11 protein-coding genes are annotated in these 16,086 nt (G+C 35.9%); 8 read left to right on the top strand and 3 right to left on the bottom strand.

The features are described 5' to 3' along the window. Positions 1–160: 160 nt before the first annotated feature. Positions 161–1,183 carry a PorP/SprF family type IX secretion system membrane protein gene (locus MJQ71_RS11325; RefSeq protein WP_238806730.1) on the top strand — a complete coding sequence of 341 codons (1,023 nt, stop codon included), beginning with the start codon at positions 161–163 and terminating at the stop codon, positions 1,181–1,183. A 185-nt stretch (positions 1,184–1,368) separates the two neighbouring features. Beyond that, positions 1,369–3,924: an OmpA family protein gene (locus tag MJQ71_RS11320; protein ID WP_238806729.1), complete on the top strand. Its 2,556-nt coding sequence runs from the start codon at positions 1,369–1,371 to the stop codon at positions 3,922–3,924. A gap of 114 nt (positions 3,925–4,038) precedes the next feature. Here the strand turns inward: MJQ71_RS11320 and MJQ71_RS11315 are convergent, their stop codons facing one another. After that, positions 4,039–4,359 carry a single-stranded DNA-binding protein gene (locus tag MJQ71_RS11315; RefSeq protein WP_238806728.1) on the bottom strand — a complete coding sequence of 107 codons (321 nt, stop codon included), beginning with the start codon at positions 4,357–4,359 and terminating at the stop codon, positions 4,039–4,041. Positions 4,360–4,701: 342 nt separating this feature from the next. Between MJQ71_RS11315 and MJQ71_RS11310 the strand changes: the two genes are divergently transcribed. From MJQ71_RS11310 to MJQ71_RS11290, 5 genes are all read left to right on the top strand, one after another. Next, a complete protein-coding gene (locus MJQ71_RS11310; protein WP_238806727.1) occupies positions 4,702–5,064 on the top strand; it encodes a hypothetical protein in 363 nt (120 codons plus the stop codon). 105 nt (positions 5,065–5,169) lie between these two features. After that, positions 5,170–5,529, top strand: a complete 360-nt coding sequence (locus tag MJQ71_RS11305) for a hypothetical protein (protein ID WP_238806726.1) — start codon at positions 5,170–5,172, stop codon at positions 5,527–5,529. Positions 5,530–5,651: 122 nt separating this feature from the next. After that, positions 5,652–9,989: a CusA/CzcA family heavy metal efflux RND transporter gene (locus MJQ71_RS11300; protein ID WP_238806725.1), complete on the top strand. Its 4,338-nt coding sequence runs from the start codon at positions 5,652–5,654 to the stop codon at positions 9,987–9,989. A gap of 39 nt (positions 9,990–10,028) precedes the next feature. After that, entirely contained in the window at positions 10,029–11,036 is a 1,008-nt protein-coding gene (locus MJQ71_RS11295) for a cation diffusion facilitator family transporter (RefSeq protein ID WP_238806724.1), read from the top strand. Further along, the gene (locus MJQ71_RS11290; RefSeq protein ID WP_238806723.1) at positions 11,020–12,189 is read left to right on the top strand and encodes an efflux RND transporter periplasmic adaptor subunit; all 1,170 of its coding nucleotides are present in this window, start codon (positions 11,020–11,022) and stop codon (positions 12,187–12,189) included. The genes MJQ71_RS11295 and MJQ71_RS11290 overlap by 17 nt, the downstream gene beginning before the upstream one ends. Before the next feature lie 63 nt (positions 12,190–12,252). Here MJQ71_RS11290 and fucP read toward each other — a convergent pair whose 3' ends face one another. Next, entirely contained in the window at positions 12,253–13,491 is a 1,239-nt protein-coding gene (gene fucP, locus MJQ71_RS11285) for an L-fucose:H+ symporter permease (protein WP_238806722.1), read from the bottom strand. Positions 13,492–13,693: 202 nt separating this feature from the next. Between fucP and MJQ71_RS11280 the strand changes: the two genes are divergently transcribed. Continuing rightward, positions 13,694–15,409: a GMC oxidoreductase gene (locus MJQ71_RS11280; RefSeq protein ID WP_238806721.1), complete on the top strand. Its 1,716-nt coding sequence runs from the start codon at positions 13,694–13,696 to the stop codon at positions 15,407–15,409. A 19-nt stretch (positions 15,410–15,428) separates the two neighbouring features. Here MJQ71_RS11280 and MJQ71_RS11275 read toward each other — a convergent pair whose 3' ends face one another. Further along, positions 15,429–16,079, bottom strand: coding sequence for an acetoacetate decarboxylase family protein (locus MJQ71_RS11275; protein ID WP_238806720.1), 651 nt, complete (start codon positions 16,077–16,079; stop codon positions 15,429–15,431). Positions 16,080–16,086 lie beyond the last annotated feature (7 nt).

Genomic DNA, 16,086 nt, shown 5'->3' with positions numbered 1-16,086 from the left:
TAATGAAGAGAAATGTCTTCTCGATAAATAAATATTGACATTTCAAAATCTTGATGTAACTTTGTTGCACTATTGAGTAAAAAATAATTAAACGGATACGTCAAACCATTGAATGTATTCCCTGAAAGCATTGTATCTTTACTATTTAATTTGGTAAAAAATGAAAAACTTTACAAACCTGAAAAGTAGGCTTGCCACACTTTTGCTCGTTGGAGCATTATCAGTAAGCTACCAAACGTTCGCTCAACAAGAAGCGATGTTTTCCCAGTACATGTTTAATACGCTTGCTATCAACCCAGCCTATGCAGGAAGCCGTGATGTATTGAGCATGACCGCCCTTGGTCGCTATCAGTGGGTAGGTGTTCCTGGTGCCCCAAAAACATTTACGTTTTCAATGGATATGCCCATCAGTAATGAAAAAATGGGCATTGGCCTCCAAGCTACTTACGACGAAATAGGACTTGCCAAAAATACTGGTATTCATCTCACTTATTCTTACCGTGTGAAGGTTGGCCCTCGTTCAACATTGTCATTTGGAGTGCAGGGTGGTGCAACAAACGTGCGTTGGATGCTTTCTCAAGTAAGTAATCTAACTGACCCTAACGATAATGTATTTTTAGGTGGAAGTGACCGAAATGCCATTCTTCCAAACTTTGGCGGTGGAATTTACTTGAGCAATGATAAAAGCTATTTGGGTATTTCTTGCCCACAAATCATGCAAAATTCGCTATTCAACTACAATGTTTCTGATTCAACAGGTAAAGTAAGCGTTGGTAGAACTAAACGACATTTCTTCGCAATGATGGGCTTCGTTATTGGAAAAGGTTCTTTCAAAATCAAACCTTCTACCATGCTACGCTACACACAAGGAGCTCCACTAGGTGTTGATGGAAATATTAACTTTTGGATTAAAGATAAAATCTCATTTGGTATTTCAGGTAGAATTTCGCAATTCCAAAGTTTTAGCCAATCAAACCCATTTGATGCCGCAATTGGTATGCTAGAGTTACAACTTACACCTCAAATGAAAATTGGCTACGCTTACGATTTCACAACCAATAAGTTGAATGATGACTCAAAAGCACTTTCAAATCGTATTTTTGGAATTCCAACGCATGAGCTAATGCTTCGTTACGAATTTGGTTACGGAAAAAACAAAATACTTACACCAAGATATTTCTAATTTTATTAGCTATCATTATCTTTTTGTGGAACGAAGTTTGTTCTGAATTACTCACAAGAAAAACGTATTGAAATTTATTTTTTGATAACGAAATTCTTGTGTCTCAATACCGGTGTTTCATACATCACAGTACTAAATAAGAATTAAGATTTATAAATTCTGAGTGAATTTTAAATTATACCAAAATGATTGTCAGGAAAAAAATTATTGGAGCTTTGGTTGTAGCAGCCTTGCTCGGCGGTAGCGTAAAGGCTCAAGAAGCCTTACTAAAAACTGGTGAGCATCACTATGAAAGTCTAAGCTATGTGAAGGCCATTGATGCATTTGAAGCTGCATTGAAGAAAAAAGGTCTTACTGAACAACAAAAGTTAGCAGCTAAAATAAAATTAGGCGATAGCTACGCAAAGATTAAAGACACTCAAAATGCCGAACGAGTTTACAGCGAAATCATCAACGCTAGTGGTGATGTAGCGGCTGAAAATATTAACTTATGTCTTAAATATGCTCAAGTATTGGCTAGTAATGGCAAATACCGTGAAGCACAAGAGATGTATGATAAATATACTCGAAAGGTAGAAGATGACCCTCGTGGAAAAGGTTTTTCAAAACTTTATAATGATGTAAGCGTTTTATCAAAAAATGCTAATTGTTATAAAGTTGACTATCTTTCCATCAATACTAATGCGGCCGATTTCGCTCCCGCCTACTACAAAAATGGTATGGTTTTCGTGTCCAATCGCCATAATACCGTTGGTGTTCGTCGTGTATTTAATTGGAACGAAACCCCTTTTCTTGACTTATTTTTCTTGGATGATATTTCTGCAATCGGTGGACAAGCCGCTGGTTTAGGAAGTGGTTCGGGTGATATAAAAGACCGTCGTAAAAGAAGTTCTAAAAGTGGTACGCTCGGCTCGGATGAATATACTGCTCCAACCGCCAATGATACCCGAACAATCGGAACTTATGGTGGTATAACTGCAATGGCAGGATTAGGCTATGGCGACCGACCAGTTACAGAATCTGAAAGATTTGGAGGCTCAATCAACTCAAAATACCACGAAGGTCCGGCAGCGTTTTTTAAAGATGGTTCAAAAGTTATTTTTACTCGTAATAACTTTAATAATGGAAAAGCCCGCCGCAGTTCTGATGGTATAAATAAATTGAAACTCTACATCGGAGAAGCTTCAAAAGATAGTTGGAAAAATATTAAAGAACTTCCTTTCAACAGCGATGAATATTCAACTGGGCATCCAGCTCTTTCGGCAGATGAAAAACTCCTTTTTTTTGCTTCTGATATGCCTGGAGGTTTCGGTGGAACTGATATTTATGTTTCTCGAAACGATGGTGGAAGTTGGTCTGCTCCAATAAACTTGGGTAAAACTGTTAATTCAAAAGGAAATGAAATGTTTCCATTTGTTGATGAAAAAGGAAACCTTTATTTCTCATCAGATGGCCATGCTGGTTTAGGTGATTTAGATATTTTCTTCGTGCAATTGGATGGAACAACCTCAAAAGGACGAGTGATTAACCTTGGAGCTCCAGTAAATTCAAGTAAAGATGATTTCGGAATTGTGACAGATGCTCTTCGAAAAGCAGGTTATTTTAGCTCAAACCGTAAGCGTGGAGGGGCAGATGATGATATTTATAAATTTGATAGGGAGTGCGAACTCAAAGAGGGTTGTGATTTAATTATCGCTATTTATGATGCTGAAACAAAAATGCCTTTAGATAATGCCAAAGTTGTTTATGAAGACAAAGATGGAAATATCAAAGAAAAAATGAGTGACGCTGATGGAAGCGTAAAACTAGAAGGCTTAGACCAAGATGTCGATTTTGCGTTTCGTGCAACACGTGATGGCTACGGAGCAAATACGGTTAGTTTTTCAACCAAAGATTGTGAAAATGAGGCTTCTCGACTAGAAATTCCAATGAGCCGACCAAAACCAGCAGTAGATTCGACTGGATTAGCTCAAAATGGTGCAAATGGCACGAATAGTACAAAAAATACACCAAATGCTCAGAATGGTTATGCTGGCGAAACAACAACGCAAGGTCAACAAGGTAGCACAACAAATGGCAAAAATGGTACTTCAGGAACAACACTTACTGGAAATACTTGTACAATACGTGGCCGTGTTATGTCGCAAGGTACAAAACAAGCAGTTGATGGCGTTCTTGTAACATTACGTAGCGAATGCGACGGCTCGACCCAAACTGCTTATACGGACGCAACTGGAAATTATGAATTTATCGTAATGGAAGGATGTGATTATACAGTTGAAGGCTCTAAAGATAATCTTGGCTCAAAAGGCAAACGTATTCGTAAACTGAATTGTAAAAAAGGTGGCGTAACAGCCGATGTATATATGTTCGGTACGGGTGACATCGTACAAGTTGACAACATTTATTTTGATTATGGAAAATGTAATCTCCGTTCGGACGCACGTGCTGAATTAGATAAATTAGTGTCGATGATGCGTAAATATCCAAAAATGAGAATCGAATTAAGAGCTCATACTGATAGTCGTTCGGAAGCCGATTTTAATCAAAAAATCTCTGAAGGACGTGCAAAAATTTCAGCAGGATATTTGTTCAAAAGAGGTATCAGCCGCAGTCGTGTGGAGTTTGCAGGTTATGGTGAAACAATGCCAGTTAACGGCTGTGTTGATGGCGTTGAATGTACCGAAGAGCAGCACGCTCAAAACCGACGCACTGAAATAAAAATATTACAAATGAATTAATGCTCAGTACTCCAAAAAACAAAAAGAGTCGTCTTGTTTAATCAGGACGACTTCTTTTTTGCACTTATTTGAAAGTTGCGGAGATTCAGAAATATTATCTTTTGAACTTAGGTTTTACTTTGCTTCAGCCTCTGTTACTTTATATGCGATAATTTCAGTAACATAAACTATTTTGCTTTCTTTGTTTACATAATTTCTATAATTGAGCTTCCCTTCGATAGTTACTAATTTGCCCTTGCTGACCAAATCAGCACATATTTCGGCAACTTTTCCCCAAGCCACCACATTATGCCAAGTTGTATTTTTTACTTCTTCATTTTTTTTGTTGGTATAAGTTTCATTAGTGGCAAGACTGAAAGAAGCTTTTTTGCCATTTTCGAAGCTTAATACATTTACTTCGCTACCTACGTTTCCGATTAATTTTACTGAGTTCATTGTGTTTGTACGTTTATATGATTGTTAATTTTGATTGAGCCAATCATACTTTGTTTCCGATTGACAATGCAAAGTTGCGGTTTTGGGAAAAAATTAGTCGGTTACTAGTCATTTACAGATGAATAAAAGTGTTTGTAACCGTTTGTAAATGGATAAAGGTTTTTGTAAATTTGAAGTATTAAACTAAATCCACATTAACAATGAAAGAATTTGAGAAATTTATAGATAAAAGAATTGCTGAAATTAATGACGAAGAAAGTTTAAAAACAAAGTTTGTATTACTATAAGCAGTCATACGTCCTTCAATTTCCTCAAATTGAATACAATAGAATCAAGATCAAGATGAACTCAAAAACCTGTTTAGAATGTAACGAACCTATTTTAGGGCGGTCAGATAAAAAATTCTGCTCGGACTTGTGTCGCAATGCCTTTAACAATAAAGCAAATTCGGATGCTAATAATTTCGTCCGAAATACTAATAATGCCCTTCGTCGAAATCGTAAAATTTTAGAAGAACTCTGCCGCGACGACAAAAGTAAAACAACACGTAATGCTCTCATCGAACGTGGTTTTGATTTTGGACTTATGACCAATATTCGTAAAACTCAAAAAGGCTCGACTTATTATTTTGTCTATGAATTTGGTTATCTTGAATTAGAAAATGATTTTTTCTTGATTGTAAAAGATAATAAAGCTAAAGATTGATGTTTTCTTAAAATCATTATAAATAAGCCTTAAAAATAGATTTTACGATGACTTTTATTAGAAAATGCGTACCTTTACTTTGTGAAAGCATCTATTTCAAAAATTTTGATAATTATCTACTTGTTTTCAGCAACTGAACTAAATCAATTGCTGAAGATGCCTTTGCTGTTTTCACACTTTGTTGAACATCAACAAAGTAATCCATTAATGACATTTGGAGAGTTTTTGTACCACCATTACGCTATTGACCATGGCGATGATGGCGATGCCGCAACGGATAACAAACTTCCTTTCAAATCACACGACCAATGTTGGTCATTTGTGTTTCCGATAAGTATTTTTCACACGATTCAACTTTCTCAAATTCAAACAGTTATTATAGAGAAGAAAAATATACTTTTCTCTGCGTCAGCCAATATTATCTCGGCTTATCTTTCTACAATTTGGCAACCGCCAAGATTCTAACTCACTAATTATAAAGATTATACATTTAGAAATATATGCTGTTTCTAAGTGCTTTACTATAAATTAATTGTAGTAGTCTGTGCCTCACAAACTATGAATATGAATCATTAATTAATAAAATCATGTTAAATTCAATTATTGAGTTTGCTATCAAAAACAAACTCATCATTGGGCTATTTACTGTTGCTCTTATTGGCTATGGTAGCTATGAAGTTACCAAATTACCGATTGATGCCGTACCTGACATTACAAATAATCAAGTACAGGTTATTACGATAGCTCCTTCTTTTGGAGCAACTGACATTGAGCGACTTGTAACTTTTCCTATCGAACAAGCAAATAATAATATTTATGGACTGCATGAAATTAGAAGTTTTTCTCGTTTTGGTCTTTCGTTAGTAACCATCGTTTTTGATGACGCAACCGATATTTACTGGGCAAGGCAGCAGGTTGCCGAACGCCTTCAACAAGTACAATCACAGATTCCTGCGGGCATTGGTGTACCCGAACTTGGCCCAGTTTCAACTGGTTTGGGCGAAATTTATCAATACGTTGTTCGCCCGAAAGAAGGTTATGAAGCAAAATATGATGAAACCGAACTCAGAACCATTCAAGATTGGATAGTTCGTCGGCAGCTTTTGGGCGTAAAAGGCGTGGCTGAAGTAAGTAGTTTTGGTGGAAAACTTAAACAATATTCCATCGAAATCGACCCTCACAAACTTCAGTCAAGCGGAATCACCATCAGCGATGTTTTCAAAGCTTTAGAAAGTAATAATCAAAATACTGGCGGAGCGTATATCGAAAAAGGCTCAACCGCCTTATTTATTAGAAGTGAAGGTTTAATCGGAAACACAGACGATATTAAAAATATTGCCATTAAAAGTCTAAATGGTGGCACACCTTTGTTTATTCGTGATGTGGCCGAAATAAAAATTGGTCATGCTACTCGTTATGGAGCGATGACGTACAACGATAAAGGCGAAGTATCAGGAGCGGTTGTGATGATGCTCAAAGGAGCAAATAGCAGCGAAGTGATAAAGAATGTGAAAGAACGTGTTGCCCAGATTCAGAAAACTTTACCTGAAGGTGTAGTAATTGAACCGTTTCTTGACCGAACTAAAATGGTAAATAATGCTATCGGAACGGTAGAGAAAAATCTCTTAGAAGGAGCTTTAATTGTGATTTTTGTGCTGGTGCTGTTTCTTGGAAATTTCCGTGCAGGAATCTTGGTTGCTTCAGTGATTCCTTTAGCGATGCTTTTTGCCATTATTATGATGAATTTATTCGGTGTAAGCGGAAATTTGATGAGTTTAGGAGCATTGGATTTTGGCTTAATTGTAGATGGAGCCGTAATTATCGTGGAGGCCGTTATGCATGTTTTGGCAGGAAAACACATCAACGGACATACAAGATATACACAAGTAGAAATGGACGAAATTACGAATAAGTCGGCAGGAAAAATGATGAATAGTGCGGTTTTTGGTCAAATCATTATCTTGGTTGTTTACTTGCCGATTTTCACTTTACAAGGCATTGAAGGCAAAATGTTCAAACCAATGGCTCAAACTGTTGCATTTGCCTTATTGGGAGCGTTCATTTTATCACTTACGTATATTCCGATGATGAGTGCAGTTTTTTTGAGTAAAAATACTAAACACGAACCCAATATCTCGGATAGATTAATGGCAAAAATAGAGAAAGGCTATCAATCTGCTTTGAATAAAGTTATAGGTTTTCCAAAAGTAGTTTTATCGACAACAATTATACTTTTTGTGATAGCAGTTTTCATTCTAACCACGCTTGGCGGCGAATTTATTCCTGCTTTAGAAGAAGGCGATTTTGCAGTTGATACAAGGGTTTTGACAGGAAGTAGCATAAAAACTACTGTTGAAAATACACAAAAAACAGCTCATATCTTGAAAACAAGATTTCCTGAAGTTGAAAAAATCGTTACGAAAATTGGTAGTGGAGAAGTTCCAACAGACCCAATGCCAATGGAAGCCAGCGATATGATGGTAATTTTGAAAGATAAAAGTGAATGGACTTCAGCAACGACATTTAACGAATTGGCCGAAAAAATGACTAAAGCACTTGAAGAGGTACCAGGTGTGACAGTGGGTTTTCAATACCCAGTTCAGATGCGATTCAATGAGTTAATGACAGGAGCAAGGCAAGATGTTGTTTGCAAAATATTTGGAGAAGATTTGGACACACTCACAAAATATGCTCATCATTTAGGCGAAATTATTAATACTGTTGAAGGTGCAAAAAACCTTTATGTTGAAACTGTTTCTGGAATGCCTCAAATAATTATTGCTTACAAAAGAGATGTCATTGCTCAATATAATTTAAGTATTTCGGACATTAATAGAGTAGTGAATACGGCTTTGGCAGGACAAAGTACAGGGATGGTTTTTGAAGGAGAAAAACGGTTTGACTTAGTTGTAAGATTAGCTGGTGAACAGAAAAAAGATATTCAAGATATTCAAAACTTGCTTATTCCAACGCCGAATGGCACGCAAATTCCACTATCGCAATTGGCCGATGTTGCAATAAAAGATGGACCAAACCAAATCCAAAGAGAAGATGCCAAACGAAGAATTGTTGTTGGTTTTAATGTAAGAGGTCGAGATGTACAAACTATTGTGAATGAACTTCAGTCGAAAGTTGACAAAAAAATAAAATTCCCAACAGGTTATTATGTAACTTATGGAGGAGCGTTTGAAAACTTAAATGCTGCCAAACAAAGACTGATGATTGCCGTACCAGTTTCGTTGATTTTGATATTTTTGTTGTTATTTTTTGCGTTTGGGTCAATCAAGCACGGATTACTCATTTATTCGGCCATTCCATTGTCAGCTATTGGCGGAATATTCTTTTTAGCCATGCGTGGTTTACCTTTCAGTATTAGTGCAGGCGTTGGTTTTATTGCTTTATTTGGTGTGGCAGTTTTGAATGGAATCGTATTAATTGCCGAGTTCAATCGACTGAAACTAGATGGAATAACTGACCTTAAAAACATAGTTTTACTCGGAACAAAAGTGCGTTTGCGTCCAGTTTTAATGACTGCTTTTGTGGCTTCATTAGGTTTTTTACCAATGGCACTCAGCAACGGTGCAGGAGCAGAAGTACAACGCCCATTGGCAACTGTCGTTATTGGTGGACTGCTCATTGCAACATTTTTGACTCTTTTCGTTTTACCAATCCTGTACATGGTTTTTGAAGGAAGTACGAAGAAAATTTCACAAAAAGCCCTTACTATTGTAGTCTTTCTAGCAATTGCCTCATCATCGAATGCTCAAACGCCAATCACATTGCAATCAGCGATTGATGTTGCCCTCAAAAATAATCTTTCAATTAAGCATGAAAAACTTCGAGCTGATTACCAAAAAAGCCTAATAAATACAGCTAAAATGCTTCCTTCTGCCAATGTATCGGCTGAAGTTGGTCAAATCAATAGTATTTATGCAGATACTCGGTTCGGTTTGGGGCAGTCATTTAGTTTTCCAAAAGTTTATGAAAGTCAAAAAAACTTGTACAATGAGTATTGGAAAAGTAGTGAACTGAATGTAGCAATGAATGAACAAATGCTCAAAAAACAAGTTACGCAGACTTTTTATCACTTATTGTATTTACAACAAAAAAGCCAACTTTTGCAATTTGCAGATAGTTTATACACTACATTTTATAACCGTGCAGAGTTGCGTTTGGCAAAAGGCGAAAGTAATATTTTAGAAAAAGTTACTGCCGAAAATCAACTTGGACAAATCAAAGTGCAGTTGAATCAACTCAAACAAGATTTTGAAGCCCAACAATTACATTTCCAATATTTACTAAATTCGTCAACTGCATTTGTGCCTTCAGAAAAGTCGTTGAAAATGACTTTAAATAGTAAAGCTGATATTGAAGCTTTAAAGGAGCATCCGACGATGAAGTTTTTGAGCCAACAACAACAGATTGCCGATGCTATGATTGAAGTAGAAAAAAAGAAATTATTGCCAACTTTATCTTTCAATTATAACAACGGAAGTATCAGAGGAACAGGAGCAGACAATAAAGATTATGGTGGTTTTTACCGATTTCAATCGGTGCAAGTTGGCCTTGGAATTCCAATTTTTACGGCAGCTCAGAAAGCAAAAATTAATAGCGAAAAAGTTGGTAAATTGGTTGCAGAAACTAATTATTCGCTTGGGTTACAAAACCTAAATACGAGTTATTCAACGGCAATAATTGAGTTCAATAAGTTTCAACAAACCGTTGAATATTTTGAAAAAATTGCTCTCAAAAACTCAACGCTTATCAATGAAACTGCCCAACAACAATTGGTTAATGGTAGCATTAATTATTTAGAATGGGTAACTTTAATCAATCAAGCAACAACCATTCGGAATGATTATATTGAAGCAATCAGAAATTTGAATGAAAGTGCAATTCAGATTAATTATATGGTGAATTTTTAATGTTTTCTCACAAAAATAGAGAAAAGAAAAATAAGTGATATGACAGAAAAAAAAGTGAATCCGATTCGGATGCAACAAATTTTGGTAGCAGTCTCCGTAGCCTTGTTTGTAATCAAATTGGTGGCTTGGTGGTTGACTTCTTCAGTAGCTATTTTGACTGATGCACTCGAAAGTAGCGTCAATGTAATTGCAGGCTTTATCGGGCTTTATAGCATCATTCTTTCATCAAAACCTCGTGATAAAGAACACCCTTATGGTCACGGAAAGGTAGAATTCCTTTCATCAGCCATTGAAGGCACTTTAATAACGATTGCAGGTTTTATTATTATTTATGAAGGAATCAATAATTTTATTCATCCGCATGAGTTAAAACAGCTTGATTTTGGCTTGGCTTTGGTTGCATTAACTGGAGCTGCCAATTATTTGGTTGGCTATTATTGTATCAAAAAAGGGCGTGAAGAAAATTCTCCAATTTTGATAGCAAGTGGCTCACATGTGCAATCTGATACATATTCGTCTATTGGACTTTTGCTTGGTGTAGGTCTAATTATTATAACGGGTTATGCTTGGATTGATAGCGTAGTGGCTATCATTTTTGCTTGTATAATTATTTTTACAGGCTATAAAATTATCCGAAAATCCGTTTCTGGAATTATGGATGAAGCGGATGGTGCTATTATTGAACAAATTGTTGGTATTTTGAACGAACACCGCCAAACTGATTGGATTGACGTACATAATATGCGTGTCATTGATTATGCAGGATTTTATCACATCGATTGTCATTTGACGGTGCCATATTACATCAATGTCAATGAAGCTCACGAAGTTTTGGATAGATTAACTGAATTATTTAAACAACATTTTGATAACAAAGTAGAGTTTTTTATTCATGTTGATGGCTGTATTCCAAAAAAACAATGTAGTATTTGTAAAGTCTCAGATTGTGCTGTGCGTCAATCGCCATTTATTAATCACGTTAGTTGGACGCACGATAATATTTTGTCCAACAATAAACATACTTTAAAGAATGAAAAATTTAGTTAATATAGATAAATCAACAAATGCGTTTAACGCAATTACAATACTTATTCTAACCGTTTTAATATCTGCTTGTGGTAGCAAAAAAAAGGCAGAAGAAACCACGGATTCAACTGTAATTGAAAGTACGATTACTAATCTAAGCGAAAAACAAGTGCAAAGTATCGGAATTACGACTGGTGCCTTGGAACAAAAAACATTTTCAACTATTTTGAAAGTGAGTGGAAAAGTTGATGTGCCACCCCAAAATTTGATTTCGGTAAGTGTGCCATTGGGTGGTTATTTGAAATCTACTCACTTAATGCCAGGTATGTTTGTTCGTAAAGGAGAAAGCATTGCCATCATTGAAGACCAGCAATATATTCAGTTGCAACAAGATTTTTTGACGATTCAATCAAAAATTGGTTTTCTTGAAAATGAATATCAACGCCAAAAAGAACTTAATCAAAGCAAAGCAAGTAGCGATAAAGTTTTTCAACAGGCTGAAATGGAGCTGAAAACGCAAAAGATTTTAGTGAAATCATTGGCTGAAAAACTTAAATTAGCAGGAATCAATCCTGAGAAACTCAATGAAAATACAATATCAAAGAGCATCAATATTTCGTCGCCAATCAATGGTTATGTGAGCAAAGTAAATGTAAACATTGGTAAATTTATTGCTCCAACCGACGTAATGTTTGAGCTTGTCAATACCAGCGATATTCATTTAGCTTTAAAGGTTTTCGAAAAAGATTTGGATAAACTTAGTATTGGCCAAAAAGTAGTTGCTTTTACCAATACATATCCAGATAAAAAATATCCGTGCGAAATTTTATTAATTGGAAAAAGTCTAAGCGAAGAGCGTAACACCGATGTTCACTGTCATTTTGAAGTGTATGACAAAGCATTGATTCCTGGAACTTATATGAACGCCGAAATTGCGATTACGAATGCAAAATCGTATGTTTTGCCTGAAGATGCAATCGTGAGATATGAAAACAAATATTATGTTTTCGTAAAAAAAGCAGCAACGCAATTTGAAATGGTTGAAGTTCAAATCGGGAATACTGAAAAAGGATTAACGGAAATCATTAAGACCGAAAATTTGAATAATCAAACTTTTGTTATCAAAGGAGCATATTCATTGTTGATGAGTTTGAAAAACAAATCAGAAGAGTAAAACAATATTGAACAAGGTTAGGATTGATGAAATATAAGACTTTCATCAATCCTATTTTTTTATTTATGCTTGTTTGACTTTATAGCCTTTCAAACCAAAATAAAGAACCACAAAAAAGCAAATTAAAGGAACTACATAAGCAGTTTGGATATTGCTAGCATCTGAAACTTTACCCAAAATTGGAGGAAAAATAGCACCGCCAACAATCGACATAATTACCAACGAAGAACCTAATTTAGTTTCTTCACCAAGCGACTGTACGCTTAAAGAAAATATGGTTGGAAACATGATTGACATAAAGAACTCAACACCAATCAAGCCATAAACTGACATCATTCCTCCATTTAAAACAACAATTATCAGTAAAATAATATTGAAAAAAGCGTATAATGCCAATAACTTATTTGGACTAATATATTTCATCAGAAATGTACCAACAAAACGCCCAATCATAAAACAAAAAAGAGCGATTGCTAAATAATTTGCAGCAGATTTTTCGTCAATTTTTGCTGTTTGGTATAAGTAACGAATAAAAAAACTTGATACGCAAACTTGAGCTCCAACATAAAAAAACTGCGTAATTACACCCCAAGTAAGGTGCTTATGTCGCCAAATACTTTTCGAACCGCCCGAAATATTTACTTCGTGACCATCGTCTGTTACTTCTGGCAAATCAGTTTTGTATAAAATTGCTGCAACAATAAGTACAATTATCCCAATGATGATATAAGGCATTTTTACTGCCGCCGCCTCATTATCTAAAAAAGCATTTAGCTTCTCGGCCGACATCCCTGCAATTTCTGTTTCAGAAAGCGTTACACCTGATAAAATGAACATCCCACCTAATTTTGGAGCAATGGAAGCTGCCAAACCATTGAATGACTGTGCAAAATTGAGCCGTTGTGTTGCTCCTTCGGGTTCGCCCAAAACTGTCATGTATGGATTTGCAGCAGTTTCAAGAAAAGTCAAACCAGAGGCTATAACGAAAAGTGCAGTCAAGAAAAATGCAAAAACCCTAGTATTTGCCGCAGGAATGAACAAAAATGCACCAATAGCAAAAGTGATTAGTCCCGCAATGATGCCGATTTTATAGCCATATTTTTTCATAACCATTCCTGCAGGAATTGCCATCACAAAATATGCTACAAAAAAAGCACTATCAATAAGAGAAGATTGAAAATCTGATAATTGACAAGCTTTTTTGAGGTGTGGAATCAAAATTGGATTGAGATTATGGGCAAAACCCCACAGAAAGAACAATGATGTAAGCAAGACGAAAGGAACAAAATACTTGTTTTTCATAAGATAATGATATGAATAAATAATGGTATAAGGTTTGAATATGGGCGAATATAACCGAAAAATAAGAATTGAAGAAACTTCTTATCGTTAAATTCAAGCAATTGATAAAAACGATATTGAAAAAATAGTATAATTTATTGAAATAGCACTAAGTTATTTGCCTTTTACTGATGTATATTTGTATAAATTCAACCCTATAAAAATGCCAAATCTAAACATTGACGATATAAAATCCCGCACTTTTGATGCCATTGTAGTTGGTACAGGTATCAGTGGCGGTTGGGCTGCTAAAGAATTGACGGAGAAAGGTTTACGAACTTTAGTGCTTGACCGTGGGCGTGATGTGAAGCACGTAACCGATTATCCAACAACGATGATGCAACCGTGGGAGTTTGAACATCGTGGGCAAGTGCCGCTTGAAATCAAAAAGGAATATCAAATTGCAAGTAAAAACTATATTTTTAGTGAAGCTACTGCTCATTTTCTAACCAAAGATGCCGAACAAGAATATATTCAGGACCGTCCGTATGATTGGATTCGAGCTTATCACGTAGGCGGTCGGTCACTTTTGTGGGGACGAATGACTCAGCGTTGGAGCGATTTCGATTTTGAAGGCCCTGCCCGTGACGGTTTTGCTGTTGATTGGCCTATTCGTTATGCCGATATTGCTCCGTGGTATGCTCATGTTGAGAAATTTGTAGGTATTTCTGGAAATCGAGATGGATTAATAACGCTTCCTGATGGCGAGTTTTTGCCTCCACATGAGATGTCTTGTATAGAAAAACATTTCAAAAAAAATATCGCTCAAAAATATCCCGACCGCCATGTAATTATTGGAAGAGTGGCCCATTTGACCGAGCTTAAAACGATTCACTTAAAACAAGGTCGTGGACAATGCCAAAACCGAACTATTTGTGAGCGTGGCTGTCCATATGGCGGATATTATAGTAGTAATTCTTCTACCATTCCATGGGCGGCAAAAACGGGCAAAATGACTTTGCGTCCACATTCGGTGGTGCATTCGGTGATTTTTGATGATAAAAAAAATAAGGCTACTGGCGTGCGAGTTATTGATACGAATACGCACCAAATGACCGAATATTTTGCCAAAATCATCTTTTTGAATGCTTCTCCACTCAATACAAATCTTATTTTACTAAATTCTACGTCAAACCGTTTTCCTAATGGATTAGGAAATGACAATGATTTACTTGGAAAATTTATGGCCTTTCATAGCTATCGTGGAAGAATTTCGGCTGAATATGAAGGTTTTATGGATTCAACAACCGACGGACGAAGACCAAATAGTAGCTATATTCCACGTTTTCGTAATGTTTTCAAGCAAGAAACTGACTTTTTGCGTGGTTATGCTTCAACGCTCAATGCTGCTCGAATGGATATAATGCAAAAAGATGATTTGGGCGAAAACCTGAAAAAAAACTTACTCAATACTTCACTAGGTTTATGGGGAATTAATTCAAGCATGATGGCCGAAACGATTCCCAAAGAAAGCAGCCATGTAAAGTTAGACACAAAATTGGTTGATAAATATGGTATTCCACAATTACGGGTTTCGATAGGTTATGATGAAAATGATGAAAAAATTTTGAAAGATTTTCATGAGCAGTTTTCGGAAATGTACCATGAAGCAGGATTTAAAAATATCCAAACGATTGATACAAAACGGCTTCCTGGTAATGAAAACCACGAAATGGGTGGTGTAAGAATGGGAAAAGACCCAAAAACTTCGTTGTTAAACAAATGGAATCAGTTGCACGCTTGTCAGAATGTTTTCGTTACAGACGGCTCTTGTATGACTTCAACTTCAACTCAAAACCCGTCTTTGACATATATGGCTCTCACTGCTCGAGCGGTTGATTTTGCTGTAAAACAGATGAAAACGAACAACAAATTTTAACGATTTAGCAAATGAAAAATCAAAAGTAATTTTTCATAATAATTGGCTCAGGGAAAGTCATTTCAAAATCTTGAACTGCCAAAATCATTAAAGGTTTTATTTGAGAAATATCAGGAAAAAAAGTATTATCTACTTCAATTGAAAGAATTTTGGCAAATGATGCTTTTCCTTTGGCTGGAGAACTCGTAATTAGCAAATCGTTGCGAAGCTTTTGAGCAAGTTTCAACGGGAAGAATTTTGTTGTAATCGGAAAACTAAAAGAACGATTGTGTAAATGTGCTTTAAAAAATGTTTTTCCTTCAATCTTGACTTCCACGATTGATTCTTTTTCGTTTGGTTTAGACAATTTAAAATCGGCCAATTCTTTCGGAATTCCCCAATTTTCACGGCCATTCAAAACGCTATCTTGGCTAGAAACGTAGATTTTTGAAATAGAAAAAAGTTTTTTATTATCGAAATTTAACCTTCCTGGAACAAACAATAATTCTTGGTAAGGTCCTACTTCCGATGTTTCATAATTTACGAGCATCACCGTTCCAACAAAATCCCCATTGAATCTACTTTGTTGATAATCAGCTAAAAAACCTTTTTTTTTAACGAATTCTTTCGGAAAATGGCAAATGAAAATGTAGCCATTTCCTTTTAGTGTCCACGGTGGCGGTGCTTGCATTTTTTAT

The organism is Emticicia aquatica, assembly GCF_923079645.1.
Lineage (GTDB): Bacteria > Bacteroidota > Bacteroidia > Cytophagales > Spirosomataceae > Emticicia > Emticicia aquatica.
Note: the sequence above shows the minus strand (reverse complement) of the source record. Positions and strands in the feature narration are given on the sequence as shown.